The organism is Duganella sp. HH101, assembly GCF_001758795.1.
Lineage (GTDB): Bacteria > Pseudomonadota > Gammaproteobacteria > Burkholderiales > Burkholderiaceae_D > Rugamonas > Rugamonas rivuli.
This window is the reverse complement of sequence record NZ_LRON01000023.1, coordinates 16,858-43,837: the sequence shown is the minus strand read 5'-3', so window position 1 is coordinate 43,837 and position 26,980 is coordinate 16,858. Positions and strand designations below refer to the sequence as shown.

26 protein-coding genes are annotated in these 26,980 nt (G+C 66.4%); 13 read left to right on the top strand and 13 right to left on the bottom strand.

Annotated features, from left to right (window positions below; genetic code table 11):
- The first annotated feature begins 55 nt into the window (after positions 1-55).
- The 11 genes from DUGA2_RS26810 (at position 56) to DUGA2_RS26760 (ending at position 11,583) form a co-directional block, all read left to right on the top strand.
- Complete coding sequence (locus tag DUGA2_RS26810) at positions 56-1,258, top strand: type II secretion system F family protein (RefSeq protein WP_070272455.1); 1,203 nt, start codon at positions 56-58, stop codon at positions 1,256-1,258.
- On the top strand, positions 1,255-2,955 hold the full coding sequence (locus DUGA2_RS26805; RefSeq protein ID WP_070272454.1) for a GspE/PulE family protein: 1,701 nt from the start codon (positions 1,255-1,257) through the stop codon (positions 2,953-2,955). Before DUGA2_RS26810 ends, DUGA2_RS26805 begins: the two co-directional genes overlap by 4 nt.
- Entirely contained in the window at positions 2,942-3,898 is a 957-nt protein-coding gene (locus tag DUGA2_RS26800; protein WP_070272453.1) for a hypothetical protein, read from the top strand. The genes DUGA2_RS26805 and DUGA2_RS26800 overlap by 14 nt, the downstream gene beginning before the upstream one ends.
- Positions 3,895-4,455, top strand: coding sequence for a hypothetical protein (locus tag DUGA2_RS26795; protein WP_070272452.1), 561 nt, complete (start codon positions 3,895-3,897; stop codon positions 4,453-4,455). Before DUGA2_RS26800 ends, DUGA2_RS26795 begins: the two co-directional genes overlap by 4 nt.
- Complete coding sequence (locus DUGA2_RS26790; protein WP_070272451.1) at positions 4,443-5,039, top strand: hypothetical protein; 597 nt, start codon at positions 4,443-4,445, stop codon at positions 5,037-5,039. The genes DUGA2_RS26795 and DUGA2_RS26790 overlap by 13 nt, the downstream gene beginning before the upstream one ends.
- Positions 5,036-5,593 (top strand): hypothetical protein, encoded by a 558-nt coding sequence (locus DUGA2_RS26785; RefSeq protein WP_070272450.1) that lies wholly within the window; start codon positions 5,036-5,038, stop codon positions 5,591-5,593. The genes DUGA2_RS26790 and DUGA2_RS26785 overlap by 4 nt, the downstream gene beginning before the upstream one ends.
- Positions 5,590-7,563, top strand: a complete 1,974-nt coding sequence (locus tag DUGA2_RS26780) for a secretin and TonB N-terminal domain-containing protein (protein ID WP_070272449.1) — start codon at positions 5,590-5,592, stop codon at positions 7,561-7,563. Before DUGA2_RS26785 ends, DUGA2_RS26780 begins: the two co-directional genes overlap by 4 nt.
- Positions 7,564-7,565: 2 nt before the next feature.
- Entirely contained in the window at positions 7,566-8,072 is a 507-nt protein-coding gene (locus DUGA2_RS26775; RefSeq protein ID WP_070272448.1) for a type II secretion system protein, read from the top strand.
- 4 nt (positions 8,073-8,076) lie between these two features.
- On the top strand, positions 8,077-8,451 hold the full coding sequence (locus tag DUGA2_RS26770; protein ID WP_070272447.1) for a type II secretion system protein: 375 nt from the start codon (positions 8,077-8,079) through the stop codon (positions 8,449-8,451).
- Positions 8,426-8,929, top strand: coding sequence for a type II secretion system protein (locus tag DUGA2_RS26765; RefSeq protein WP_070272446.1), 504 nt, complete (start codon positions 8,426-8,428; stop codon positions 8,927-8,929). Before DUGA2_RS26770 ends, DUGA2_RS26765 begins: the two co-directional genes overlap by 26 nt.
- Positions 8,930-9,057: 128 nt before the next feature.
- Positions 9,058-11,583 carry a M4 family metallopeptidase gene (locus DUGA2_RS26760; protein ID WP_070272445.1) on the top strand — a complete coding sequence of 842 codons (2,526 nt, stop codon included), beginning with the start codon at positions 9,058-9,060 and terminating at the stop codon, positions 11,581-11,583.
- Between the two features lie 10 nt (positions 11,584-11,593).
- Here DUGA2_RS26760 and DUGA2_RS26755 read toward each other — a convergent pair whose 3' ends face one another.
- Complete coding sequence (locus tag DUGA2_RS26755) at positions 11,594-13,222, bottom strand: S-layer protein (RefSeq protein WP_070272444.1); 1,629 nt, start codon at positions 13,220-13,222, stop codon at positions 11,594-11,596.
- A 156-nt stretch (positions 13,223-13,378) separates the two neighbouring features.
- Between DUGA2_RS26755 and DUGA2_RS26750 the strand changes: the two genes are divergently transcribed.
- A complete protein-coding gene (locus DUGA2_RS26750; protein WP_070272443.1) occupies positions 13,379-14,608 on the top strand; it encodes a Xaa-Pro peptidase family protein in 1,230 nt (409 codons plus the stop codon).
- A gap of 7 nt (positions 14,609-14,615) precedes the next feature.
- Here DUGA2_RS26750 and DUGA2_RS26745 read toward each other — a convergent pair whose 3' ends face one another.
- From DUGA2_RS26745 to DUGA2_RS26735, 3 genes are all read right to left on the bottom strand, one after another.
- Positions 14,616-15,044, bottom strand: coding sequence for a hypothetical protein (locus DUGA2_RS26745; RefSeq protein ID WP_070272442.1), 429 nt, complete (start codon positions 15,042-15,044; stop codon positions 14,616-14,618).
- Positions 15,045-15,124: 80 nt separating this feature from the next.
- Positions 15,125-15,736 (bottom strand): nitroreductase family protein, encoded by a 612-nt coding sequence (locus DUGA2_RS26740; RefSeq protein ID WP_070272441.1) that lies wholly within the window; start codon positions 15,734-15,736, stop codon positions 15,125-15,127.
- 34 nt (positions 15,737-15,770) lie between these two features.
- Entirely contained in the window at positions 15,771-16,643 is an 873-nt protein-coding gene (locus DUGA2_RS26735; protein ID WP_070272440.1) for an EamA family transporter, read from the bottom strand.
- Between the two features lie 78 nt (positions 16,644-16,721).
- Between DUGA2_RS26735 and DUGA2_RS26730 the strand changes: the two genes are divergently transcribed.
- The gene (locus DUGA2_RS26730) at positions 16,722-17,231 is read left to right on the top strand and encodes a MarR family winged helix-turn-helix transcriptional regulator (RefSeq protein WP_070272439.1); all 510 of its coding nucleotides are present in this window, start codon (positions 16,722-16,724) and stop codon (positions 17,229-17,231) included.
- Between the two features lie 19 nt (positions 17,232-17,250).
- Here the strand turns inward: DUGA2_RS26730 and paaZ are convergent, their stop codons facing one another.
- The 9 genes from paaZ to paaD are packed head-to-tail and all read right to left on the bottom strand — an operon-like array spanning position 17,251 to position 26,968.
- Positions 17,251-19,296: a phenylacetic acid degradation bifunctional protein PaaZ gene (paaZ, locus tag DUGA2_RS26725; RefSeq protein ID WP_070272438.1), complete on the bottom strand. Its 2,046-nt coding sequence runs from the start codon at positions 19,294-19,296 to the stop codon at positions 17,251-17,253.
- A gap of 20 nt (positions 19,297-19,316) precedes the next feature.
- Positions 19,317-19,928 carry a phenylacetic acid degradation protein PaaY gene (gene paaY, locus DUGA2_RS26720; protein WP_070272437.1) on the bottom strand — a complete coding sequence of 204 codons (612 nt, stop codon included), beginning with the start codon at positions 19,926-19,928 and terminating at the stop codon, positions 19,317-19,319.
- Positions 19,929-19,940: 12 nt separating this feature from the next.
- The gene (pcaF, locus tag DUGA2_RS26715; RefSeq protein ID WP_070272436.1) at positions 19,941-21,146 is read right to left on the bottom strand and encodes a 3-oxoadipyl-CoA thiolase; all 1,206 of its coding nucleotides are present in this window, start codon (positions 21,144-21,146) and stop codon (positions 19,941-19,943) included.
- A 9-nt stretch (positions 21,147-21,155) separates the two neighbouring features.
- A complete protein-coding gene (gene paaK / locus DUGA2_RS26710; protein ID WP_070272435.1) occupies positions 21,156-22,466 on the bottom strand; it encodes a phenylacetate--CoA ligase PaaK in 1,311 nt (436 codons plus the stop codon).
- A 13-nt stretch (positions 22,467-22,479) separates the two neighbouring features.
- Complete coding sequence (paaI, locus tag DUGA2_RS26705; protein ID WP_070272434.1) at positions 22,480-22,923, bottom strand: hydroxyphenylacetyl-CoA thioesterase PaaI; 444 nt, start codon at positions 22,921-22,923, stop codon at positions 22,480-22,482.
- On the bottom strand, positions 22,916-24,508 hold the full coding sequence (paaH, locus tag DUGA2_RS26700) for a 3-hydroxyacyl-CoA dehydrogenase PaaH (RefSeq protein WP_070272433.1): 1,593 nt from the start codon (positions 24,506-24,508) through the stop codon (positions 22,916-22,918). Before paaH ends, paaI begins: the two co-directional genes overlap by 8 nt.
- A gap of 1 nt (position 24,509) precedes the next feature.
- A complete protein-coding gene (gene paaG, locus DUGA2_RS26695) occupies positions 24,510-25,301 on the bottom strand; it encodes a 2-(1,2-epoxy-1,2-dihydrophenyl)acetyl-CoA isomerase PaaG (RefSeq protein WP_008452281.1) in 792 nt (263 codons plus the stop codon).
- A 22-nt stretch (positions 25,302-25,323) separates the two neighbouring features.
- Complete coding sequence (gene paaE / locus DUGA2_RS26690) at positions 25,324-26,403, bottom strand: 1,2-phenylacetyl-CoA epoxidase subunit PaaE (RefSeq protein ID WP_070272432.1); 1,080 nt, start codon at positions 26,401-26,403, stop codon at positions 25,324-25,326.
- 7 nt (positions 26,404-26,410) lie between these two features.
- Positions 26,411-26,968: a 1,2-phenylacetyl-CoA epoxidase subunit PaaD gene (gene paaD, locus DUGA2_RS26685; protein WP_070272431.1), complete on the bottom strand. Its 558-nt coding sequence runs from the start codon at positions 26,966-26,968 to the stop codon at positions 26,411-26,413.
- Positions 26,969-26,980: the final 12 nt, after the last annotated feature.

The window sequence follows — 26,980 nt, the reverse complement described above, 5'->3', positions numbered from 1 at the left end:
CAGTTGCCGCCTCGTTTTTTTTGGCTGATCGAATGTTTAAGGCAGTACGCATGCAATGCAGTTCCATCTCCAAGTGCAGGGCGGGCCGTCCGGCCCGCAAACCATAGCGATCGACGCCGCCAGCGAGGCCGAAGCGATCCGCCAGGCGGCGCGCAACGGCTGGCGCGTGCTGGCCATCGGCAGTACCGAATCCACCGGTGCGGGGGCGGGCGCGCCCACGCGCCTGAGCAAGCAGCCCTTCCCGCTGCTGCAATTCAGCCAGGAGTTGCTGGCCCTGCTCGAGGCGGGCCTGAACCTGAGCGAAGCCACCGCCACCTTGCTGAACAAGGAAACCCGCAGCGGCGCGCGCGCCACGCTGGCCGCCATCCAGCGCTCGCTGCAACAGGGGAAAAGCTTCTCCGACACGCTGGCCGACTTCCCCGCCGTTTTCCCCGACCTGTATGTCGCCACCGTGCACGCGGCCGAGCGCTCGGGCAATCTGCCGGAGGCGCTGGCGCGCTTCGTCGGCTACCAGCTGCAGTTCGACGCCATCCGCAAGAAGCTGGTCTCGGCCGCCATCTATCCCACCATGCTGCTGGTGGTGGGGACGCTGGTCACGCTGTTTTTGATGGGCTATGTGGTGCCCAAGTTCAGCGTGGTGTACGAAAGCTCGGGGCGCGAGATTCCGTGGGCCTCGCAGATGCTGCTGTCGTTCGGCCAGACGCTGGCCGCGCATCCGTGGCTGTGCGCCGGCGCGCTGGGCGCGGCGGTGCTGGGCGTGGTGCTCGGCCTGGGCAACGCCGCCATGCGCCAGCGGCTGGTGCTGGCCATCCTGCGCCTGCCGGTGCTGTCGGCCAAGGCCGCCGAGTTCCGCCTTGCGCGCTTCTACCGTGCGCTGTCGCTGCTGCTGCATGCCGGCATACCGCTGTCGAAGGCGCTGGCGATGACCAACGCCATGCTGCTGCCCGAGCAGCAGGTGCAGCTGGTGCAGACGCGCCGCGCGGTGGAACAGGGCCTGCCGTTTTCCACCGCGCTGGAACAGAACGCGCTGGCCACGCCGGTGGCGCAATCGCTGCTCAAGGTCGGCGAGAACACCGGCCGCCTGGGCGACATGCTGGAGCGCTCGGCCAAGTTCCACGACGAAGAATTCGCCCGCTGGGTGGACTGGGCCTCGCGCCTGCTCGAACCTGTGTTGATGACGCTGATCGGCGTAGTGATCGGCGGCGTTGTCGTATTGATGTACATGCCGATCTTCGAATTGGCGGGGAGCCTGTCATGAACGCACGCGAACCGGCTGTGCTCAGCCCCGGGATGCTGCACGACGCGCGCAGCGCCGCGCTGGCGCAGAACCGTCCGACGATGGCGGTGCTGCAGGAGGCCAGCGGCCTGACGCCGGAAGAGCTGACGCGCCAGCTGGCCAGCCTGTTCTGCTATCCGGCCTGGCCGATGAGCAAACTGCAGGCGGCGCTGCCGGCCTTCGACCTGCTCTCCTACACCGACTGCGCGCAGCGCGACTGCGTGCTGCTGCGCGAGGTCGACGGCGACGGCGCCGGCGCCGGCACGGCGGTGCTGGTCATCGGCAATCCCTTCGCCGAGGATACGCTGCAATGGGCCGGCTACGCGATCGGCTGCGCCTACACGGTGGCGCTGGCGCATCCCGACGACCTGACCGCCTACCTGGTGCAGCAGGAGAGCGTGCAGCAAGCCATGCAGGACATGATGGAGGACGGCAGCCACGGCGAGCTGGCGGACCTGGACCAGACCATCGAGGACATCTCGCTGATACGCATCAGCGAAGACAGCAGCCCTGTGGTCAAGCTGGTCAACTCGACCATCTACGACGCGCTGAAGTTCCAGGCCAGCGACATCCACCTGGAATGCGACGCCGCCAGCCTGGTCATCAAGTACCGCGTGGACGGCGTGCTGGTGCAGGCCGGCACCGTGCAGGGCCTGCAGATGGCGGAGCAGATCATCTCGCGCATCAAGGTGCTGGCGGAGCTGGACATCGCCGAGCGCCGCGTGCCGCAGGACGGCCGCTTCAAGGTGCGCGTCAAGGGCAGCGAGATCGACTTCCGCGTCTCGATCATGCCCAACATCTTCGGCGAGGACGCGGTGCTGCGCCTGCTGGACCGGCGCGCGCTGACCGAGGCCGCAGCCGCGCTGCGCCTGGAAAGCCTGGGCCTGAACGACGACGCCATCGTGCAGATACGCCGGCTGGCCGCCAAGCCGCACGGCATGCTGCTCGTCACCGGCCCCACCGGCTCCGGCAAGACCACCACGCTGTACGCGGCCATCACCGAGATCAACACGGGCCGCGACAAGATCGTCACCATCGAAGACCCTGTGGAGTACCGGCTGCCGCGCGTGCTGCAGATACCCGTCAACGAAAAGAAGGGCCTGACCTTCGCGCGCGGGCTGCGCTCCATCCTGCGCCACGATCCGGACAAGATCATGATCGGCGAGATCCGCGACGACGAGACCGCGCAGATCGCGGTGCAGGCTTCGCTGACGGGCCACCTGGTATTCACCACCGTCCACGCCAACAATGTGTTCGACGTAGTGGGCCGCTTCCTGCACATGGGCGTGGACCCGTACAGCTTTGCGGCGGCGCTGAACGGCATCGTGGCCCAGCGCCTGCTGCGCCTCAACTGCGAGCACTGCGCGGTGGAGATCGCGCCCGATCCGCAAGACCTGGCCGACAGCGGCCTGACCGCCGACGCCGTGCGCGACTGGCGCTTCAAGGCAGGCAGCGGCTGCGGCCACTGCCGGGGCACAGGCTACAAGGGCCGCAAGGCCGTGGCCGAGGTGCTGATGCTGAACGACGCGATGCGCGAAATGATCTGCACCCGCGCGCCGGTGAGCCGCATGAAGGAGGAAGCCGCCACCATGGGCTTCCGGCTGGCGCGCAGCGCCGGGCTGGATCTGGTGCGGCAGGGAGAAACGACTTTACTGGAGCTTAATCGTGTCACTTACTGAACGTCTTGCCGCATTGGCCGCACTGGCGCCGCTGACTCAGCGCCGCCTGCGCGTGCTGCTGTCGCCGCAGCAGCTGCTGTGCGTGGTGCGCCACGGCCAGCGGCTGGTCGAAGGCAGCGCGCAGCAGATCGCCGTTGCCGGCGCGGGCGCGGGCGGCCATTGGCAGGCCAGCATCGATGCGTTGCGCGCGCTGTTGCAGCAGCCGGCCATCACGGCCGCCAGGCTGCCGCTGGACATCAGCCTGTCGGGCCGCTGGAGCCAGCTGGCGCTGGCGCCGTGGAGCGACGCCCTGCTGTCCGAGCCATCGGCCGCCCGCTTCCTGCAAACGCAGCTGGCGGCCCTGTACGGCGACAACGCGCGCGGCTGGAGCGTGGTGGGCGACGACGCGCCCTACGGCCACACGCGCCTCGTCTGCGGCGTCGACAGCACGCTGCTGCAGGCGCTGACGGATGCCGCCGCCGAACGCGGCCATGCGTGCCGCGTGATCGAACCACTGCTGGCCACCGCACTGCGCACGATGGAGACGCAGCGGCAGCACGGGTGGCGGCGGGCGCGCAAGGACGGCAAGGACGCGGATGCGCCTTCCGGCGCGCTGGCGCTGGTCGAGCCGGGCCGCATCACCATGGCGGCGCTGCGCGACAACCGCATCGTCGCAATCCAGTCGCAGCCCGCCAGCGAAGCATGGCGTCTCGAACTGACGCAAGCCTGGCAGCGCTGGACCTTGCGCGCACCGGAACTGGCAGGCATAGCGACGGTCGCCGTGACGGACCTGAGCGCGCCGCCGGCCCTGGCGCCAGCAGCGCACGCCGCGCTGCATCTGGTGCCGGAGGCGCTGCCATCGCGCTTCGTGCTGAACCCCAATCCGTTCGGCGAGCGCGCCACCGTCGCCGGACAGGTAGCGCAGCACCCCATGGCGGCAGCCGCGCCGGAGGTGGCCGCATGACGCGCCTGAACTTCCTGCCGCGCGCCGCGCAGCCCACCGGCTGGCGCCTGGCCGTGCTGGCCATCGGCGTGCTGATGCTGCTGCCGGCTGCAGGCAACTGGATCTCGCAACTGCAAACCGTACGCCGGCTGGAAGCGCGGCTGGACGCCCAGTCGGCCGCCGACCAACCAACGCGCCTGACACGGCCCGCGCTGGCGCCGGCACAACAGCACGAGCAGGACTTGCAGGTAAAGGCCGTCGCCGAAGCCGTCCGCCAGCTCAACCTGCCCGTGGCGCGGCTGATCAAATCCATCGTCGCGCCGGCCGACGTGCGCATCGCCTTGCTGGCCTTGGACCTCAACGGCCAGCCGCCGCAGGAAAGCGCCGAAACCACCGTCCCCTCCGGCGCGCTGAAAATCGCGGCCGAAGCGGAAACCGCGCAAGACATGATCAACTACCTGGCCTTCCTCAACCAGCAGCCGATGTTCCGCTCCGTGTACCTGGTCAAGCACGAGATGACGGCGGGCGCCGGCGAGCGGCCCTACCACTTTCAGCTGGAGGCCCAATGGCGGCAATGAAATCCGGCGCGCTGCCCAAGCTGAAGCTCGCGCCCAACCTCGTCCCCCGGCTGGCGTGGCAAACGCGCCGCCTGTTGCGCCAGACCGGCCCCGGCGCGGTGGCCGGCATCGCCTGCGCGCTGCTGGCCGTGCTGGCGCAATGGCACGCGACGCAGCTCGACCAGCGCCAGGCGACGCTGACGCGCCAGCTCAACGCCGCCGCGCGCGCGGCGGCCCTGCCGCATCCGGTGGCGCCAACCGCCGCCAGCGGCGTGGCGGCCTTCTACGCCTACCTGCCCGCGCACGACATGATTCCCGACCAGCTCAAGGAACTGGTGCGGGTAGCGCAGCAAAGCGGCATCGCGCTGAACAAGGCCGAGTACAAGCCTGAGATGGACGGCAAGGCAGGCTTCCTGCGCTATCGGATCGCGCTGCCCGTCAAATCCGACTATGCGAGCGTGCAGGGCTTCATCATCGGCGCTCTGCAGGCGCTGCCGACGCTGACGCTCGACTCGGTCGCCTTCAAGCGCGACCAGATCGAGTCCGGCGACATCGAAGCCCGCATCCAGTTCGTGCTGCTGGTGCGGCAGGAGACGCGCCGATGAGAAAAATCGTCATCGGCGCCGCCGCCGTCGCCACGCTGATCGCCGCGTGGTTCGCGCCCGACCAGGACGGCGGCGTGGTCGGCCCCGCAGCCGCCACCACGCGCGAAGCCGATCCTGCGCCAGCAACGCCCGCGGCACCGGTGGCCGCTCCCGTCGCCATTGCCGCAACCTCCGTCTCAACGGCCGGCGCAGACGGCATCGACCTGCAAATCCATCCCCGCGTCGCCGACGACGAAATGGGCAACGTCTTCGCCAAACAAAGCTGGGCGCCGGAAGCGCCGAAGAAAGTCATGCAGGAACAGGCGCAGCAAGTGGCGCAACAGGCCAGCGCGCCATCCGGGCCGCCAGCCCTGCCCTTCCAGTTCCTTGGCCGCTTCACGGACGAAGGCAAGACCGCCTACTTCCTGCAAATCGATGGCCAGAACGTCGTCGCCCGTCCCGGCGAAAAGGTCAACGACAGCTACCTGCTCGATAGCGTCAGCGGCAATACGATGAACTTCGTCTACCTGCCGCTCAATCAGAAACAAACCTTAGTCGTAGGGGACACCAATTGAAATCCACCGCACACCGCCTGCACATCCTGGCCGTCACGCTGCTGCTGACCGCCTGCGCCGGCAACCAGACCTTCAAGGAAGGCAATGCCCTGCTGGATGCAGGCCAGGTCGACCTGGGGTTGGCCAAGCTGGAACAGGCATCGCGTGAAGATCCGCACAACGCCGAGTACCGCATCGTACTGCTGAACCGCAAACTCAAACTGGTCAACGCCATGAACAGCCGCGCCGACGCGCTGCGCCTCAAAGGCATGGCCGCCGAAGCCGGCGCGCAGTACGAGCAGGCGCTGGCCATCGATCCGGCCAACCAGGTGGCGCGCCAGGGCCTGGCGGCGCTGGCGCAGGAGCAACGCCACCAGAAGGTCATGGGCGAGGCCGACGCGCTGCTCCAGCGCGGCGGCGAAGCGAACCTGGCGCAGGCGCAGGAGCTGCTGCGCCCACTGCTGGTGGAGCGCCCGAATCAACGCGAACTGCTGCGGCTCAAAACCCAGATCAGCGACGCCCAGACCCGCCTGCGTCCCGCCGCCGGACGCCTGGCGGCGGCCTACCGCAAGCCGGTAACGCTGGAGTTCCGCGACGCGCCCATGCGCGCCGTGTTCGATTTCATCAGCAAGGTATCGGGCCTGAACTTCGTCTTCGACCGCGACGTCGATCCCAACCTGCGCGCCACCATCTCGGTGCGCGACACCAGCATCGAAGAAGCCATTGGCATGCTGTTGAGCGCCAACCAGCTGGAGCAAAGCATCACCGGCGACCGCTCCATCACCATCTACCCGAACAACCCGCAGAAGCAGAAGGACTACCAGCAGCTGCTGGTGCGCAGCTTCTTCCTGGCGAACTCCGACGTGAAGACGGTGGCGTTCTCGCTCAAGACGCTGCTGAAGGCGCGCGACATCGTCACCGATGAACGCATCGGCACCATCATCATGCGCGACACGCCGGAGATGATACGCATGGCTGAACGCATCATCGCCGTGCAGGACGTGGCCGACCCCGAGGTGATGCTGGAGGTGGAGGTGCTGGAAGTGAAGCGCTCGCGCATCCAGGAGCTGGGCGTCAGCTGGCCGGACAGCGTCGGCCTGACCCTGCTGGGCAGCGGCGCGTACGGCACACTGAACGTGGGCGACCTGCGCAAGATCAACGGCGCCAATATCGGCCTGGGTCTAGGCAAAGTCACCATCAACGCCAACAAGAACGACACCGACAGCAATATCCTCGCCAATCCGCGCATCCGCGTGCGCAACAAGGACAAGGCCAAGGTGCTGATCGGAGACCGTGTGCCGGTGATCACCGTCACCACCAACAACGGCGTCAGCTCGGACAGCGTGAACTACGTGGACGTGGGCCTGAAGCTGGACGTGGAGCCCAACGTCTACCTGGACGACGAAGTGGCGATCAAGATCAACCTGGAGGTCAGCAGCGTAGTCAAGGAAATCGAAAGCAAATCCGGCACCAAGGCTTACCAGATCGGCACGCGCAGCGCGGCCACCGTGCTGCGGCTGAAGGACGGAGAGACCCAGGTTCTGGCGGGCCTGATCAGCGACGAGGACCGCACCACCGCCAACAAGATACCCGGCGTGGGCGACCTGCCGATGCTGAACCGCCTGTTCGGCAACCAGAAGGACGATTCGACCCGCAGCGAGATCGTGCTGTCGATCACGCCGCGCGTGCTGCGTTCGATCCGCAGGCCGGAACTGTCGGCGGCGGAGTTCAACTCCGGCACCGAGACCGACATCGGCGGCCGCAGCCAGATCGGCACGACGCTGGCGGCGGTGCCCGACACGGCGGCCGACATGGCGCCCACGCCACGCGACACCGCGCCGGCCCTGGCGCCCGCGGCGCCGGCGATGGATGGCAGCTCGGGGATGACCGGCGGCTCGGGCATGACCGGCGGCGGCACGCCGTCCGCGCCACCTGCCAAGCCTGAACCGATCAACCCACAGCCTTACACGCCACCGAAGAAAGGCCAGTAACCATGCTGCGCAAGGCCCAAGGCGGCTTCACCTTCATCGAGTTGATGATCACGCTATCCATCCTCGCCACGCTGGCGATGGTGGCGGCGCCGATGGCGCAGGTGGCGCTGCAGCGCGAAAAAGAGCACCAGCTGCGCACCGCGCTGATCGAAATCCGCGAAGCCATCGACGCCTACAAGCGCGCCGCCGACAACGGTCACATCAAACTGTCGATGGGCGATTCCGGTTATCCGAAAAAACTGGAAGACCTCGTCGCCGGCGTGCCGGACCAGCGCAGCGCGCGCAAGCAGAATATGTACTTCCTGCGCCGCATTCCACGCGACCCGTTCGCGCCAAACGATGGTGGCGGCAGCAGCAACGGCTTCGCCAGCAGCGCCGCCGGCGGTGGCTGGGCCGTGCGCTCCTATGCCTCGCCGCCGGACAATCCATCCGAGGGCGAAGACGTATTCGATGTCAGCTCCCGCTCCGGAATACTGGGGTTGAACGGCATCCCCCTCAAACAATGGTGACGCCATGAAGCACAACAAGGGATTCACGCTGGTCGAACTGCTGGTGGTGCTGGCGATTATCTCGCTGCTGCTCACCATCGCTCTGCCGCGCTATTTCAGCTCGGTCGACAAATCGAAGGAAGTCGCGCTGCGGGAGAACCTGCAAGTGCTCCGCAGCGGCATCGACAAATACTACGCCGACAAGGGCGAGTACCCGGCGGCGCTGGCGGACCTGGTGGCACAGCGCTACTTCCGCAAGGTGCCACTGGACCCGGTGACGGAATCGGCGACCACCTGGCAGCTGCTGCCCTCCGCCGACGCCGAGAAGCCCGGCGTGGCCGACATCCGCAGCGGCGCCAAAGGAAAGACCCGCGATGGCATCCCGTTCGAACAGCTCTAGGCGGCAGCGCGGCTTCGCCTACCTGTGGACGCTGATGCTGGTGGCCTTCATGGGCGTCGGCCTGACCATCGCCGCCGGCTTGTACGCCACCGCCGTGCGGCGCGACAAGGAGCGCGAGCTGCTGTTCATCGGCCACGAGTTCCGCCAGGCGCTGGAAAGCTACACCAAGGCCAATGGCGCCGGCCAGTATCCGCTGACGCTGGACGAACTGCTGAGAGACCCGCGCTTCCCCGCCGCCAAGCGCCATCTGCGCCGCCTGTACAACGACCCCGTCACCGGCAAGCCGGATTGGGTGCTGGTGCGGCAGCAGGGCCGCATTGTCGGCATCCGCTCGGCCTCCACGCAGCGCCCCGTCAAACAGGACCGCTTCGACGACGACGACGCCGGCCTGGCAAAGAAGACCCGCTACGCCGACTGGGTGTTCACCTACCCGTACGACCTGTTCACGGTGCAGCTGACCGCCGAAGCGAAACGCTGACTTGTTGCTAACTTGTTGATATAAGACAGAACCTCCCGCCCTTCCCCGCTCTAGCGTGATTCATCCGCCACGCGGAATCGGCGACATCATTCGATGCCAGCTGGAATGATCGAAATTGGGAGGACGAAATGATCCTGCGTACACGCCTGCTAACCGCCACCACCGCCGTCGCCGCAGCGACATCGATGATGGCCGCCACCGCGACGCTCGCGGCAGAAAAACTGATGGCCCCACCGGTCAATACGCTCTCGCCGCAACAGAGCTCCGGGCTGGTGGCCACGCTGACGGCGATGGATGCCGCGCGCGGCCTGGCGCCGGACCTGAGCTTCCGCCTCAGCAGCCTGCATCCGGGCGTGGTGGGACAGAAGATCTTCCGCGCCCAGCATACCTACAAGGGTTTGCGCGTATTCGGTTCGGAGTCGGTTATCGTCACCAACGCCGCCGGCAGCATCGTCAGCGTCTCGGCATCCGAGCGGCGCAACAAGCTGGGGACCGGCCTTGCGCCCTCCGCCGTCTCCGACCTGGTGCCGACGCTGAGCGCCGGCGACGCAATCACCGTGGCGGTCAATTCCATCGCGCCGCGCGGCACGCACCGCTGGGAGCCCAGCGCGGAACTGCTGCTCTATCCCATCGTGAAAACGGAGCGGGTGGCGTCGGCCACCGGCAAGCCGGAATCCGAACTCAATGCGCTGGACCTGCAGGAGGTGGTGGAGCGCTACGAGCTGGCCTACTACGTCAAGCTGCGCCTGGCGCTGGACGGCAAGCCGCTCTACTACGACACCGTCGTCAACGCCAAGAACGGCAATATCATCGCGCAGTGGCAAGCGCTGAAGACGGTGGTCGGCACCGGCAACAGCCAATACAACGGCGTGGTGCCGATCAATACCTCGCAGTCCGGCGGCGTCTATCAGATGCTGGACGACTCGCGCGGCATCGGCGGCAAGTACGGCGGCATGGCGATCACCAACGCCAACCACAGCTCGGCCAACAATCCCGACCCGGGCAACATCTACACCAACAGCACCAACACCTGGGGCGACGGCCAGCAATACATCAACGGCGGCAGCACCACCAACGCCAACGGCCAGACCGCCGCGGTCAATGCGCTATGGGGCTTGATGAACACCTACGACACCAACAAGAACGCGCTGGGCTGGCATTCGCTGGACGGGAACAACACCGCCACCTACATCGCGGCCCACGTCGACACCCAGTACGACAACGCCTTCTACGACGACAGCTGCAAGTGCATGTACATCGGCGACGGCGACAGCTTCTACAGCCTGGGCTCCATCGACGTGATCGGCCACGAGATGTCGCACGGCGTCACAGCGTCGACGGCGGACCTGGTCTACTCCGGAGAATCCGGCGGCTTGAACGAATCGAACTCCGACATCGGCGGCGAGATGGTGGAAGCCTATGCGCGCGCGGGCGGCACCGGCAGCACGATCCCGGCCGGCGGCAACGACTGGATGATGGGTAAGGAGATCAGCAAGTCCGGCCAGCCGCTGCGCTGGCTGTACAAGCCGAGCAAGGACGGCCGCAGTCCCGATGCCTGGAGCAGTTCCATCAAATACCTGGACGTGCACTATTCCAGCGGGCCGAATAACCGCATGTTCTACTTCCTGTCGCAGGGTTCCAGCAGCGATCCGGGCTCCGACTACTACAGCAAATACCTAGTGAGGAATCCCGCCGCGATGACGGGCATAGGCAGCGACAAGGCTTACCGCATCTGGTTCAAATCGCTGACCACCAAGTTCACCTCGTCGACCAACTACGCCGATGCGCGCTCCAAGGTGCTGGCGTCGGCGCAGGAGCTGTATGGCGCCGGTTCGAAAGAAGTCATCGCCGTCACGCGCGCGTATGCGGCGATCAACGTCGGCGCGGATGTCGATGAATCCACCACCGATGGCGGCGATGTGACGATCACCACGCAACCGGCCAACGTCACCGTCGCGCCGGGTGTCACCGCATCGTTCAGCGTCGGCGCCAGCGGCGGCACGCAGCCCTACAGCTACAAGTGGTTCCGCGACGGATCGGAAATCGCCGGTGCCAACGCGCCAGCCTACTCGTTGACGGCGCAGGCCTCCGACAACGGCGCGACGTTCAATGCCGTCGTCAGCGACGCATCGTCGCCGGCGAAGAGCGCCACCTCGGCCAAGGCGATGCTGACCGTCAGAAGCGGCGGCGGCACCGACCTTGTCACCAACGGCGGCTTTGAGAATGGCGCCACCGGCTGGCGCGGCACCACCGGCGTGATCGGCGACTTCGAAGGCCAGTCCCCTTACGAGGGCACGCGCTACGCCTGGTTGGGCGGCAATGGGCGGTACGCGATCGAGACCTTGACCCAGTCCGTGACCATCCCTGCGGGCGCCTCGTCGGCAACGCTGACCTATGCGCTGCATATCGACACCGACGAAGTCAAGCCCTTCCCCTACGACAAACTGACGGTATCAGTGAGAAGCAGCACCGGCTCGGTGCTGCGCACACTGGCGACGTACACCAACCTGGACGCCGCCGACGGCTACCAGATCCGCACCTTCGACCTGTCGGCCTACAAGGGACGGACGGTGACGCTGTCGTTCATCATGCGGGAGGACCGCAGCAAGCAGACCTCCTTCACGCTCGACAATGTCAGCCTGATCGCGCAGTAGACGGTGGCGGTCAGCGCAGGCTGACGAACACCGGGTTCGAATAGAACCACAGGCTGCGGTAGTTGCGGTCGTTGATGTCGTTGAAGCGCGCCGTGTTGTCGGCGGTGCCGGTGCGCTGGTCGGCCAGCGGTTCGCCGTCCTGGGTCAGGCCGGCGACATCGGTGCCCAGGTTGGTGCCGCGCAGGCGGTAGTACTGGTTCTTGCTGGCGGTGGTTTCGTAGCTGATGCTGAAGTAGCCGTCCGCATCGACCTTCCAGTCCGCGCTGGTGAAGCGCTTCACCACGCGCGTGCTGGCGTTGGTGGCGACGCTGTAGGCGGCGCTGCCCGGCGTGGCCCTGGCGGCGACGTCGCCGACGATCAGGTCGACGTGGTCGACCACCGGCTTGACGTTGGCGGCGGTGCCGCTGTCCACCGGCTTCTCGTAGTTGTTCCTGGCCGGCGATTTGAAGCGGATCGTGATCGTCACCTTGTCGCCGCTGACGACCTTCAGTTCCCCGCCCATCTCCTTGCGGTCATCCTTGCTGGCCAGGTTGAAGTCCAGCGCGTTGATCAGATCCCCGTAGACCGAGAACATCTTCCCGGAGCGCAGACCTTGCAGCAGATCCTTCGCAGCGGGCTTGCCCTGTGCGCCGTTGAAGACATAGTTCTTCGCGTACTCGCCAGGGAAGTAGCCGCTGCTGCTGTTGCCGACGATTTTGAAGTGGGTATCCGAATCGGTCAGGTTCCAGATGCGGCGGCCTTCGCCGAGCAGCGCGTCCCACACGCCGCCGACCTTGGCGACGACGTAGTCGACGCCGCCGTAGGCGCGCAGCGGCGCGTTCTCCGGCGTGTACTCGGCCGTGTAGCCGCCGCGATCCGGTTCCATCTGGTTGCCGACCATGCCTTCAATGGCGAACACGATGTTCGGTGCGATGTCGTTGAAGCGGCGGAAGTCGTCCACGCTGTAGCTGCCCTTGTTGCGCGACGGGTGGTTGACCACGGCGTAACTGGTGTCCGGGTAGTTGTCCTTCAGCCAGCTGATCGCCTTCAGCGCGTCGTCGGCCGTGGCGTTGTAGCGGGTGGTTCCGTACTTGGCCTTCCATGCGGCGACGTCGGCGGCGTCGAACAGCGCCGGGTCGCGGGTGGTGAACAGGTACTCGAACTCCTTCATGCCCTTGGTGCTGGAGGCCAGCTTGTCGCTGCCCTCGAACAGGCCAATGCCGATATGGTCGTGGGTCGGCATATCCCATTCGAAGCCGGAGAAAATCAGTTTGTCGGCGTAGGTGCCGGCCGCCTGCAAGGCCTGCACGCGCGGGATCTCATAGCGCTCCACGCCGGTCGACAGCGGAATCGCCGCCGGCAGCGCCGCGCCCTTCTCATCGCGCGACGACAGGCGCAGGTGGTTGCTGACGGCCATCCAGTCCAGGCCATAGGTGGTGAAGGCCTTGGTCAGCACCTTGTCCAGCGTCTGCGTGACGTCCGTGTCCGGCGACTGGGTGGTGTGGGTGTGCAGGTCGCCGGCGATCCAGCGGCCGCTCGGCACAGGCGGCACGACGACGGCTGCGGGCTGGTCGCCGCCGCAGGCGACAGCGGTCAGCATGATGGCAATGGCGGTTGGGATCAGCAATTGGCGAGGGCGGAAAATAGGGGCAAGCGGCATGATAAACGAGTCCTGAAAGTGGATGCGGAATTCGGCACACTAGCATTGGCGTATTACCTGTCTGTGACTTGGCTGCGCGGTCAAAACTGTTATGATCGTCGGCTAGCGCAGACACCAGATCCGCGCGGCCACGCAAATCAATCCAGGGATATAAAAATGACTATTGGCGGAAAAACCATAGAAGAGGCATTGGCCTCCTTGTCCAACATGACCGCAGGCGCGGTCCCTATCGGCAAGGACGAACATCTCCAGCGCGTCGCGCGCGCGCAGGCCTACATGCGCGACCAGGGCATCGCCGCCATCTACGTCAACGCCGGTTCCAACATGACCTACTTCACCGGCACCAAGTGGCACGCCAGCGAACGCATGGTCGGCGCCATCCTGCCGGCCAGCGGCGCGGTGGAGTACATCGCCCCTGCTTTCGAAGAGAGCACGCTGAAGGACTTCATGGTGGTCGAGGGCAGCGTCAGTACCTGGCATGAGCACGAAAGCCCGTACCAGCTGTTCATCGATACGCTCAAGCGCATGGGCATCGCGCCTGCGGCGGCGGGTGGCGCGGCGCCGCGCATCGGCATCTGCGAAAGCGCGGCCTTCTTCATCTACGACGGCATCCGTCCGCTGGCCGATGGCTATGCGCTGGAGAACGCGCGCCAGGTCACGGCGCACTGCCGCACCCGCAAGTCCGCCAACGAAATCGCGCTGATGCAGCGCGCCAAGGACATGACGCTGGCCGTGCACGTGGCTACCGCCAGCATGCTGCGCGAAGGGATCACCACGGTCGAAGTGGAAGAGTTCATCAACCGCGCGCACCGCAAGGTCGGCGCGTCGGGTTCGTACTTCGTGATCGTGCTGTTCGGCGAGGCGACCGCCTATCCGCATGGTGTGAGCTATGTGCAAACGTTGCAAGCTGGCGACACCGTGCTGATCGATACAGGCTGCAAACTGCACAACTACATTTCCGACATCACGCGCACCTATGTGTACGGCGAAATCAGCGAGCGTCAGCGCTCGGTGTGGAACAGCGAGAAGGCGGCGCAGCTGGCGGCCTTCAATGCGGCGCAACTGGGCGTGCCGTGCGAGCAGGTGGACATGGCCGCGCGCCGTTCGCTGGAAGCGGACGGTTTCGGCCCAGGCTACAAGCTGCCAGGCCTGCCGCACCGCACCGGCCACGGCATCGGCCTGGACATCCACGAGTGGCCGTACCTGGTCGGCGGCGACAAGACGCCGCTGGACGTGGGCATGTGCTTCTCGAACGAGCCGATGATCTGCATCCCCGGCGAATTCGGCGTGCGCCACGAGGACCATTTCTACATGACGGAGAACGGCCCGAAATGGTTCACCGAACCGGCGCACAGCATCGACGACCCGTTCGGCTTGCGCAAGTAAGTAAGCGTTATGCCTGCACGCGCTTGAGCCGCCGGTAGAAGTACAGCGGCGCGGTGACGTGCAGGATGCCGTCGACGGAGCGGATCACGATGCGGTTGGAGTCCCAGCGCAGCCAGCGTGGTCCCTTGTGGTTAAAGATGCGCCCTTCGTCGGTTTCACCGGAAGGGATGAAGCCGAACTGCTGCACGCGGCCCATGAAGGCTGTCTCGCCCGCCGCGTTCACGGTGCCGCGCACCGGAAGGCACGTCAGCAGCGACGGCAGTTGCCCAATGACGCTGCCGATGAGTATATCCCGCACCATCTCGTTCGGCATCCATCGGTTCAACAGCAGGCCGGCCGCCAGGCATCCGGCCAATATGCAGCCCCATACAGTCCAGTCACGCGTGCTCAGTAAGGGATTGAAGCCAATCGACTGCTTGTGAAACGTCTGCGCCATGTTTGCTGCCTGTCGTGAGGAAGTAGTCCGCATTTTGCGCCGACGTGCCGGGAAAATCCAGTCCCCGGCGCCATTGTGCGTCAGGCGAACTCCATCACTTCCTGCAGCGGCTTGCGCGCCTTCTGCGGCCAGTTGCCGGCGGCGGCATATCCGATCGACAGCAGCATGACCGGAACGTCGGCCGCGCCCAGCTTGAATTCGCGTTTCACCCCGGCGACGCTGAATCCGCTCATGGCGCTGCTGGCCAAGCCCATGCCCTCGGCGGCCAGCATCATCGTCATCGCCGCCAGCGATCCGGAACGTAGCGCTTCGTCCCGCTGCAACTGCGGATTGCCGGGATGCGTGTGCCGCGCCATGCCCACCCACACATCGGCAACCGTTTGCGGCATGATCCCGGCGTCCACCGACGGCTGCAATGCCTGCGGCAGGCCTACGTGCGCTTCCAGGGTGCCGACGACGATGAAGGTGACGGGTGCATCCGCCACCTTCTGCTGGCCGAAGGCGACCTCCTTCAGGCGCTCCTTCGCTTGCGGCGTGCGCACCGCAATGAATTTCCAGTTCTGGAAGTTGTAGGCCGATGGCGCCAGCGTTGCCAGGCGCACCAACTCAGAAATGTCGGCATCGCTCAGCGCACGGCTGGTGTCGAAGCGGTTGACGGAAACGCGCGATTCGATCAGGTGTTTGATGTTCATGTGATTCTCTCTGCGATAGGTTGAAAAGCGCGTATCAGCGGGACTGCGCGGAAGCCCGTTGCACCGCCAGGATGCTGGCCAGTACCGTGACCAGGCCAGCCAGCGACAGGCCGCTCATCGCCTGTCCCAGCAGGGCCCAACCCAGCACCACCGCGACCAATGGGCTCAACAGGCCCAATGACGACACCGCCACCGGCGACAAGCGGGCGATCCCTCGGAACCACAAGGCATAGGCCAGCAGCGCGCCGGCCAGGGACAGGTAGGCATAGCCCAGCACCTGCACCGCGCCGAGCGCGGGCAGCGGCGGGTCGACCAGCACGGCCAGTGGCGCAAGCATCAAGCCACCAAGCAACAGCTGCCAGCCAGTCAACGCCAGCACCGGCAGCTCGCTGCGCCAGCGGCGCGTCAGATAAGTGCCGGCCGCCATGCAGGCCGCGCCGGCCAGCGCCGCAGCGATGCCGGCCGCGTCCCAGGCCGCACCGGGCGAGAGCAGCAGCACCGCCATCCCCAGCACGCCCAGCACGCCGGCGCCCACTGCCAGCCGCGCCGGCGGGCGCCGATCCAGCAGCCACGCCAGGCCCATGACCAGCAACGGCTGGATCGCGCCGACCACCGCCGCCAAGCCGCCCGGCAGGCGATAGGCCGCGATGAACAACAGCGCCTGGAAAAAGCCGATATTCAGCGCCGACAGCACCGCCAGCCGGCCCCACTCGGCGCGCGGCGGCAGGCGTCCCACGAACATCAGCAGCAGTAAACCGGCCGGCAGGGTGCGCAGCAGCGCGGCGATGAAGGGCCGGTCGGGCGGCAGCAGCTGGGTGGTGACGATGTAGGTCGATCCCCAGATGGCCGGCGCCAGCGCGGTGGTCAGCGTGGTGATCAGGGATGATGTCGCAGTTTTCTCGCTCATGGCATTTGTCTCGACTTCAAGATAAAATGGAAGTCTGATCAAAAACAATCTTGATGTCAAGATAAATTGGAGTGTGCGATGCCGAATGAAAGACCGATGGACGCCGTGGACGCCATCGTGGCGCAGTGGCGCCGCGAGCGCCCCGAGCTGGACGTGGCGCCGATGGCGACGATAGGACGGCTGAAGCGCTGCGCCGCGCTGCTGCAGCGCAGGCTGGACGCGACGTTTGCCGAATTTGGAATGGGTGCGTGGGAATTCGATGTGCTGGCGACGCTCAGGCGTTCCGGTACGCCCTACTGCCTGGCGCCGACCGCGCTGTTCTCGGCGATGATGATCACCTCCGGCACCATGACGCACCGGCTGCAGCGGCTGGAAGCGAGCGCGCTGGTCGAGCGCGTGCCCAACCCGACGGATGCCCGCAGCCTGCTGGTACGGCTAACCCCGGCCGGGCTGGAACTGATCGACCGCGCGGTGGCCGCGCACGTCGACAACGAACACAAGATCCTGTCGCCCCTGAGCCCGGCGGAACTGGCGCTGCTGGACACGGGGCTGATCAAACTGCTGGCGGTGCTGGAACCGGCGGAGTAAAGGCCGCCGGCCGCCGCGTTCAAGCGCGCTTCATCACCAGCGTCAGGATGTCGTAGCTGGCCACCAGTTCGTCGTTCTGGTTGGTCACTTGCACATCCCACGCGACCACGCCCTGGCCGACGCCCTTGTCGTCGGTGCGGTTGCGGTCCACTTTGCGCTTGCAGGTCAGGCGCGCGCGGATGGTGTCGCCGATGGCGACCGGCGTGATGAAGCGCAGGTTGTCCAGGCCGTAGTTGGCCAGCACCGGACCAGGCGCCGGCGACACGAACAGGCCCGCCGCCGCCGACAGCACGAAGTAGCCGTGCGCGATGCGCTTGCCGAACTGCGTGTCCCTGGCGGCGATGTCGTCGAAGTGCATGTAGAAGTAGTCGCCGGAGACGCCGCCGAAGTTGACGATGTCCGCTTCGGTCACGGTACGGCGATGCGTCAGCAGCGAGTCGCCCATCTTCAGGTCTTCGAAGTAGCGGCGGAACGGATGGACTTCGCTCTCCTGCACCTTGGCGCCGCGCACATACTCGCCGGTGACGGCGGCCAGCATCGTCGGCGAGCCTTGCACCGCCGCGCGTTGCAGGAAGTGGCGCACCGCGCGGATGCCGCCCAGTTCCTCGCCGCCGCCTGCGCGGCCAGGGCCGCCGTGCTTCAGCTGCGGCAGCGGCGAACCGTGGCCGGTGGAGTCGACCGATGCTTCGCGTTCCAGGATCAGCACGCGGCCATGCGAGGCGGCCGCCATCGGCACCGCGTAGGCGGCGGTGGCAGGATCCTTCGTCACCAGCGTGGAGACCAGCGAGCCCTTGCCGCGCGCGGCCAGTGCCAGCGCTTCGTCGATGCCGTTGTAGCTGATGATGGTGCTGACCGGGCCGAAGGCTTCGATGTCGTGCACGGCGTCGTTGCGCATGCCGTCGCGGCACAGCAGCAGCGTCGGCGAGAAGAAGGAGCCGTTGGCGACGCCGTCGCCGACCAGTTTGAAGCCGTCGCGCTCACTGAACAGCACCTCGTTGCCGCGCGCGAGCAGCTCGACGCGCTCCGCCACATCGCGCTGCTGGTCCTTGGAGGCCAGCGCGCCCATGCGCACGCCCTCCACCGACGGATCGCCGACGCTGACCTTGGCCAGGCGCTCGCGCAGGCGGGTGCCAACGGCGTCCACCATATTTTCGGGCACGATGATGCGGCGGATGGCGGTACATTTCTGGCCGGCCTTGCCGGTCATCTCGCGCGCCACTTCCTTGACGAACAGGTCGAATTCGACATCGTCCGGCGTGACGTCCGGCGCCAGGATGGCGCAGTTGAGCGAATCCGCCTCGGCGGTGAACGGCACCGAGTTGGCGATCAGGTTGCGGTTGGTGCGCAGCTTGGCGGCGGTGTCGGCGGAACCGGTGAAGGTGACGACATCGGCGCCGCCCAGGCGGTCCAGCAGGTCGCCGGTGCTGCCAATGACCAGTTGCAGCGCACCTTCCGGCAGCAGGCCGGAATCGTGCATCATGCGCACCACGGCTTCGGTCAGGTAGCTGGTGGCGGATGCCGGCTTGCCGATGCACGGCATGGCGGCCAGGAAGCTGGGAGCGAATTTCTCCAGCAGGCCCCAGATCGGGAAGTTGAAGGCGTTGATGTGCACCGCCAGGCCGCCGCGCGGCACCAGGATGTGGGTGCCGGAGAAGCCGCCGTTCTTACCCAGCGCCATGGCCGGGCCTTCGTGCAGCACGTTCGACGACGGCAGCTCGCGGCTGCCCATGCTGGCGTAGGCGAACAGCGTGCCGGTGCCGCCTTCGATGTCGACCCAGCTGTCGGCGCGGGTGGCGCCGGTCAGGTGCGAGATCGCGTACAGCTCTTCCTTGCGGCTGGCCAGGTACAGCGCCAGCGCCTTCAGGCGCGCGGCGCGCTGCTGGAAGTCCAGCTTCATCAGCGCCGGCACGCCGGTCTTGCGGGCGTAGGTGACGGCTTCGTCGAAGTCCAGCTTCTCGGCGTGGGTGTGGTAGATCACCGAGTTGTTCAAGGCGCTGTGCAGCGGCGCCGCAGCTTCGGCGCCTATCCATCGGCCGCCGATCCAGCTTTGCAGGGTTGATGCCATCTTTATCTCCGTTCGATTCGTTATGCTTGGGCGTTTTTATGCAGGTGCAGCGGCAGCGAGCTTTCCCACTCGACGCGCTTGCGGTCCGGTTCCACTGCGGTCAGCGCTTCCACTTCGCGCATGGTGTTCATGGAGCGCACCGCCAGTTCCTGGTACTGGCCGGTGCCCTCGGTCTTCCATTTGATCTCGTCGTCGCGCAGTTCGCGCACCACCTTGGCCGGCGTGCCGACCACCAGGCTGCGCGGCGGCACTTCCATGCCGGCGCGGACGAAGCTCATGGCGGCGACGATGCTGTCGGCGCCGATGACGGCGTTGTCCATCACCACGCTGTTCATGCCGACCAGCGCGTTGCGGCCGATGCGGCAGCCGTGCAGCACGGCGCCGTGGCCGATATGGCCGTCGCGTTCGACCACCGTGTCGGCGCCGGGGAAGCCGTGCATGACGCAGGTGTCCTGCAGGTTGGCGCCCTCCTCCAGGATCAGGCGGCCGAAGTCGCCGCGCAGCGCGGCCAGCGGGCCGACATAGCAGCGCGGGCCGACGATGACGTCGCCGATCAGCACCGCGCTGGGATGCACGTAGGCGGTCGGATGGACCACCGGGGTGACGCCGTTGATTTCGTAGACCTTGACCATGACGGCGCCCGCTTACACGCGTTCGATGACGAGGGCGATGCCCTGGCCGACGCCGATGCACATGGTGCACAGCGCGTAGCGGCCGCCGGTGCGTTCCAGCTGATTCAGCGCCGCCAGCACCAGCCGCGCGCCGGACGCACCCAGAGGATGGCCGATGGCGATGGCGCCACCGTTCGGATTGACATGCGGCGCATCGTCGGCCAGGCCGAGATCGCGCGTGACAGCCAGGCCCTGCGCCGCAAAGGCTTCGTTCAATTCGATGACGTCCATCTGCTCGATGGTCAGGCCAACCTGCGCCAGCACCTTCTTCGACGCCGGCGATGGACCGAAGCCCATGATGCGCGGCGCCAGGCCGGCGGTCGCCATGCCCAGCACGCGGGCGCGCTTGCGCAGGCCGTACTGCTCGGCGGCGGCGGCCGACGCCAGCAGGATCGCACACGCGCCGTCGTTGACGCCCGATGCGTTACCGGCAGTGACGCTGCCATCCGGCTTGACCACGCCTTTCAGCTTCGCCAGCATCTCGACCGTCGTATCCGGACGCGGATGCTCGTCGGTGTCGACGACCTTCGGATCGCCTTTTTTCTGCGCCAGCGTGACCGGCACGATTTCATCCTTGAACACGCCGGCCGCATGGGCTGCGGCCCAGCGCTGCTGGCTGCGTACCGCGAACGCATCCTGGTCGGCGCGGCTGATGCCGAATTCCTGGGCGACGTTTTCGGCCGTCTCCGGCATGCTGTCGATGCCGTACTTGGCCTTCATCAGCGGGTTGACGAAGCGCCAGCCGATGGTGGTGTCCTCGATCTTGGCCGCGCGCGAGAACGCGCTGTCGGCCTTGCCCATGACGAAGGGAGCGCGGGTCATGCTTTCGACGCCGCCGGCGATCACCAGCTGCGCTTCGCCGGCCTTGATGGAGCGCGCGGCGATGCCGACCGCGTCCAGGCTGGAGCCGCACAGGCGGTTGATGGTGTTGGCGGGGACATCGACCGGCAGGCCGGCCAGCAGCGCCGCCATGCGGCCGACGTTGCGGTTGTCTTCACCGGCGCCGTTGGCGCAGCCGTAGTAGACGTCATCGACCTTGGCCCAGTCCACGCCGGGATTGCGGGCGATCAGCGCGGCGATGGGCAGCGCGGCCAGGTCGTCGGCGCGCACGCCGCCGAGGGCGCCGCCGTAGCGGCCGAAGGGGGTGCGGATGGCGTCACAGATGAAAGCGTCGTTCACGAAATCTCCTTAAGTTTTAGGGCGCTGGTCCACCACACGGCGGGCCTTGCCCGTCAATGTGCGTTCGATGCCGTTGGGGGCCAGCAGGCGCACCTTGGTGGTAACGCCGACATAGGTTTTGATATGGTGTTCCAGTTCGCGCGCCAGCGCCTCCGTTTCGCTGGCCGGCGTCTCGGGCCGCAGCTCGGCCAGCACGTCCAGCTTGTCGAGATGGCCGTCGCGCGAGATGACCAGCTGGTATTGCGGCGCCAGCTTCGGCATCTTGCAAATCAGTTCTTCGATCTGGGTCGGGAAGACGTTCACGCCGCGGATGATCAGCATGTCGTCCGAGCGGCCGGTGATCTTGCCGATGCGGCGCATGGAGCGCGACGTGGCGGGCAGCAGCCGCGTGAGGTCGCGCGTGCGGTAGCGGATGATGGGCAGCGCTTCCTTGCTCAGCGAGGTGAATACCAGCTCGCCCTCTTCGCCGTCCGGCAGCACTTCGCCGGTGTCGGGATCGATGATCTCGGGGTAGAAATGGTCCTCCCAGATGACCGGGCCGTCCTTGCTCTCGATGCACTCGCTGGCGACGCCCGGCCCCATCACTTCGGACAGGCCGTAGATGTCGACCGCGTCGATGCCGGCGCGCTGTTCGATCTCCTTGCGCATGGCGTCTGTCCACGGTTCGGCGCCGAAGATGCCAACCTTGAGCGAGCTGGCGGCAGGGTCCAGGCCCTGGCGCTGGAACTCCTCGATGATGTTCAGCATGTACGACGGCGTGACCATGATGATGGACGGCTTGAAGTCCTGGATCAGCTGCACCTGCTTCTCGGTCTGGCCGCCGGACATCGGGATCACCGTGCAGCCCAAACGCTCGGCGCCATAGTGCGCACCCAGGCCGCCGGTGAACAGGCCGTAGCCGTAGGAGATGTGGACCATGTCGCCACGGCGTCCGCCTGCTGCGCGGATCGAGCGCGCCACCACGTTAGCCCAGGTGTCGATATCGTTCTGCGTGTAGCCGACCACGGTCGGCTTGCCGGTGGTGCCGCTGGAGGCGTGCACGCGCACCACGCGGTCCTGCGGCACGGCGAACATGCCGAAGGGGTAGTTGTCGCGCAGTTCCTTCTTGCCGGTGAAGGGGAACTTGGCCAGGTCGGCCAGCGTGCGCAGGTCGTCGGGATGGACACCGGCGGCATCGAAGGCGGCACGGTAGTGCGGCACGTTGTCGTAGGCGTGCTTGAGCGACCATTTCATGCGCTGCAGTTGCAGTGCTTGCAGTTCGTCCTTGCTGGCGCGTTCGATCGGTTCCAGATCGGTCGGCTCCGGAATGCGTTGGACCATCGGTGTCTCCTCTTTACCCTGCTTGCGGCGCTACGATATGGCCGCTGACGCGGTGCGACTTGCCTCGAAACAGGGCGACCACCCGGCCGTCCTGGTTGCTGACCTTGACGTCGTAGACGCCGCTCTTGCCGGCCAGCGCCTGTTCCTGCGCAACGGCGGTCAGCACGTCGTGCAGGCTGCCGGGCGCGAGATAGTCGATGGTGCAGCCCGCGCCCACGGTGGTCATATTGTGGCTGTTGCAGGCGAAGGCGAAAGCGCTGTCGGCCAGCGCGAAGATGAAGCCGCCGTGGCAGCTGCCATGGCCGTTCAGCATGTCGGCGCGCACCGGCATCGACATGCTGGCGTAGCCGGGCGCGATGGCGTCGATCTTGATGCCCAGGCCTTGCGAGGCAGGGTCGTTCGCGTACATGGCCGCGCCGACGGCCTGCGCCAGCGCCAACGCGTCAACCTTACTCATGGAAGCGCCCTCCCGCTGCCAGCTTGCGGCGCAGCAGCGGCGACACGCGATAGCGGTCCTCGCCATAACCGGCGGCCAGGTTGGACAGCACGGCGACGATCTGGCCGATGCCGACCGCGTCGGCCCACGCCAGCGGTCCACGCGGATAGTTGACGCCCTTCTGCATGGCGAGGTCCGCACCGGCCGCGCTGCAAACGCCCTGGTTGACGGCATCCGCCGCCTCGTTGGCCAGCATGGCGACAGTACGCATGACGGCCATGCCAGGCACGTCGTCCAGCCGCGTGACGGTGAAGCCGGCCGACTGGAACAGGCCGACCACGGAGTTGTAGGCCTCTGCCGAGCATTGGTCCGAGCGGCTCACGGCAATCCGTTTGGCGGTGGCGTAGTCCAGCGCCAGGTCGAACAGCACCGTGTCTGGATGATGGCTGTCCAGCGCACGCTGGGTGGCGCTGCGGCCGTCGGTCAGGTAGACGGCCGCGCCGTTGCAGTGGAAGGCCGGCGCGTCGTCGTTGCCGGGGGCATGGCTGCGGGCTTCCGGTGTTTTGCGGTGCGAGACGTTGATGCCGGACGCGCGCAGGCGTGCCGCCAACGCATCGCTGACGGCGCCGCCGATGGCGTGCGACGGCCCGACCGCAGCACCCGGTTCAATGGTGTAGCTGACGAACTCCGGCGCCGGCCGCGCGGCTTCGGCTTGCGGCTGCGGTGCGGCGGATGCTGCATCGTCGTAGCGATAGAAACCACGGCCCGATTTACGGCCGAGGAAACCGGCGTTGACCATCTCCTGTTGCAGCACCGACGGCGTGAAGCGCGGATCATTGAAGTACGCACCAAATACCGATTGCGTGACCGAGAAATTGACATCGTGGCCGATCAGGTCCATCAACTCGAATGGTCCCATGCGGAAGCCGCCGCAATCGCGCATGACGGCGTCGATGGTGGCGGCGTCGGCGGCCTGCTCGTTCAGCAGGCGCCAGCCTTCAGCGTAGAACGGCCGCGCCACGCGGTTGACGATGAAGCCCGGCGTGGACTTGGCGTGCACCGGCTGCTTGCCCCAAGCGGCGGCGGTGTCGTACACGGTCTGCGCAACGGCGGCATCGGTGGCCAGGCCGCTGATCACTTCCACCAGCGCCATCAAGGGCACCGGATTGAAGAAGTGCATGCCGACCAGCCGCGCCGGCACGCGCAGCTTGGCGGCGATGGCGGTGACGGAGATCGACGAGGTATTCGTGGCGAGGATGCAGTCGTCGGCGACGATGGCTTCCAGGTCGGCGAACAGGTCGCGCTTGACGTCGAGTTTTTCGACGATGGCTTCGACCACCAGCGCCGCATCGGCGACGTCGCGCAGCGTGACGGCCGCCTTCAAGCGGGCGATGGAGGCGGCGCAATCGACGGCGCTCATGCGCTCCTTGGCCACCAGCTTGTTCAGCGCGGCGGCGATGTCGGAGATGGCCTTGGCCACGGCTTCTGGGCGAGAGTCATACAGCTTGACGGTGTAGCCGGCGACGGCCGCCACCTGCGCGATGCCGGCGCCCATGGCGCCGCTGCCGATGACGGCGACCACGCGGTCGGTGTGGAGTGCGGCCATCTTATTTCCCCTTGAACTGGGGTGCGCGTTTTTCCATGAAGGCGGCCACGCCTTCGCGGTAGTCGTCGCTGCGACCCAGTTCACTCATCATTTCGCACTCCAGCGCCAGCTGCTGTTGCAGCGAATTGTGCGGGCTGCAATGCAAGGCTTGCTTGGTGAAGGCCAGGCCCTTGGTCGGCGCGGTGGCGAAGTGGCGGGCCATGGCCTGCGTTTCGGCGGCCAGTTCCTCGTCCGGCACGGCTTTCCAGATCAGGCCCCAGGATTCGGCCTTCTCCGCGCTGAGCTTATCGCCCAGCATGGCCAGGCCCATGGCGCGGGCGCTGCCGACCAGGCGTGGCAGGAAATAGGTGCCGCCGGTGTCGGGGATCAGCCCCAGTTTGCAGAACACTTCGACAAAGGATGCTGATTTGGCGGCCAGCACGATGTCGCAGGCCAGCGCGATGTTGGCGCCCGCGCCGGCGGCCACGCCGTTGACGGCGCAGATCACCGGCATCGGCAAGGCACGCAGCGCCAGCACCAGCGGGGCGTAGTTCTTTTCCACCGAGTCGCCCAGGTCGACCGGACGGGCGCCCGGCTCCACCGCGCGGTCCGACAGATCCTGGCCGGCGCAGAAGCCGCGCCCTGCGCCGGTCAGCACCATCACGCGCACGCTCTTGTCGTGGCTGATCTTGTGCATGGCGTGGCGCACTTCGTCGTGCATGGCCTGGGTGAAGCTGTTGAGTTTATCGGGGCGGTTCAGCGTCAGCGTGGCGACGCCGTCGGTGATGTCGAAGAGGATGTTCTCGTAGTTCATGGCGTCTCCGGTGGGATGTTTTTTATTCGGCCTGGTCGAAGTCGATGACGACCTTGTCGGTGATGGGGAAGCTCTGGCAGCTCAGCACATAGCCGCGTGCGATCTCGTAGTCTTCCAGCGCGTAGTTGACGTCCATGTCGACCTGGCCTTCGAGCAGCTTGCAGCGGCAGGTCGAGCACACGCCGCCCTTGCAGGAGTAGCGCATGTCGATGCCGGCTTTGAGGCCGGCGTCGAGCAGCGATTCCTTGTCTTGGTCCATGGTGAAGCTGGTGGCGTTGCCGTCCATGATGACGGTGACTTCGGTTTCGTGGCGGCCCGCCTGCGGATCGATGGCGCGCGGCTTGTGCTGGTGCTTGGGGATGCTGGCGGCGAACAGCTCGATCTTGATCTGCGCTTTCGCCACGCCGGCTTCCTGCAACGCTTCAGACACGCCAAGCATCATGTCTTCCGGGCCGCAAATGAAGGCGACGTCGATGTCTTCGGGGCGCACCCAGTACTTGAGGAACTGCGCGGCCTTCTCTTTCGTGATGCGGCCGTTGAACAATTCGATGTCCTGCTGCTCGCGGCTCATCACGTAGGCCAGCTTGAGACGCTCCATGTAGGTGTCCTTCAGGTCGGACAGTTCGTCCTTGAAGATCACCGACGACGAGGCGCGGTTGCCATAGAAAAGCGTGAAGCGGCTGTGCGGCTCGGCCGCCAACGTGGTCTTGATGATGGACAGGATGGGCGTAATGCCGCTGCCGGCGGCGAAGGCCAGGTAGTGCTTGCGGTTGGCGGCGTCCAGCGGCACGTTGAAGTGGCCCATCGGCGGCATCACTTCCAGCGTGACGCCAGGCTTGATGGTGTCGTTGGCCCAGCTGGAGAACAGGCCGCCCTGCGTGCGCTTGATGGCCACGCGCAGCGCGCCCTCCTGCACGGCGGAGCAGATCGAATACGAGCGGCGCACGTCTTCGTCGGCGATCTGGGCGCGCAGCGTCAGGTGCTGGCCTTGCTGGAACTTGAAGCTGTCTTGCAGCTCGGGCGGCACGGCGAAAGTGACGGCGATGGTGTCGCGCGTTTCGTTGCGCACTTGCGAGACGGTCAGCGGGTGGAATTTGCTCATGATCTTTTTAGTGGCACTTGAAGTAGTCGAAGGGCTCGCGGCAGTCCAGGCATTTGTACAAGGCCTTGCAGGGAGTGGAGCCGAACTGGCTGGTGATTTCGGTGTGGCGGGAGCCGCAGTTGGGGCATGCCACCGTCAGGCGCGGTTGGGCGCGGCGCGAGATGGCGGCCAGTGCGCCGTCCGCGCCAACGCCGGCCCGCAGGCCGCTGATGTCGATCACCTGCTGCGCCGGCGGGGCGATGCCGTAGCCTTGCAGCTTGGCCTTGCCCTCTTCGCTCATCCAGTCGGTGGTCCAGGCTGGGGACAGCTGGTTTTGCAGGCGTACGTCTTGCAGGCCGTGTGCGTGCAGGGCGTCGGTGATGGCGTCGGCGATGACCTGCATGGCCGGACAGCCGGAATAGGTCGGCGTGATGGTGACGGTGCAGGCGCCATCGGCAGCCAGCTGCACATCGCGCACGATGCCCAGGTCGACGATGGAGATGACCGGGATTTCGGGGTCGGAGACCTCGCCCAGCCAGGCCCAGACCTGGGCGGTGGCGGACATGTTGATGGCGGCGGCTGTCATGGTCGGCTCGCT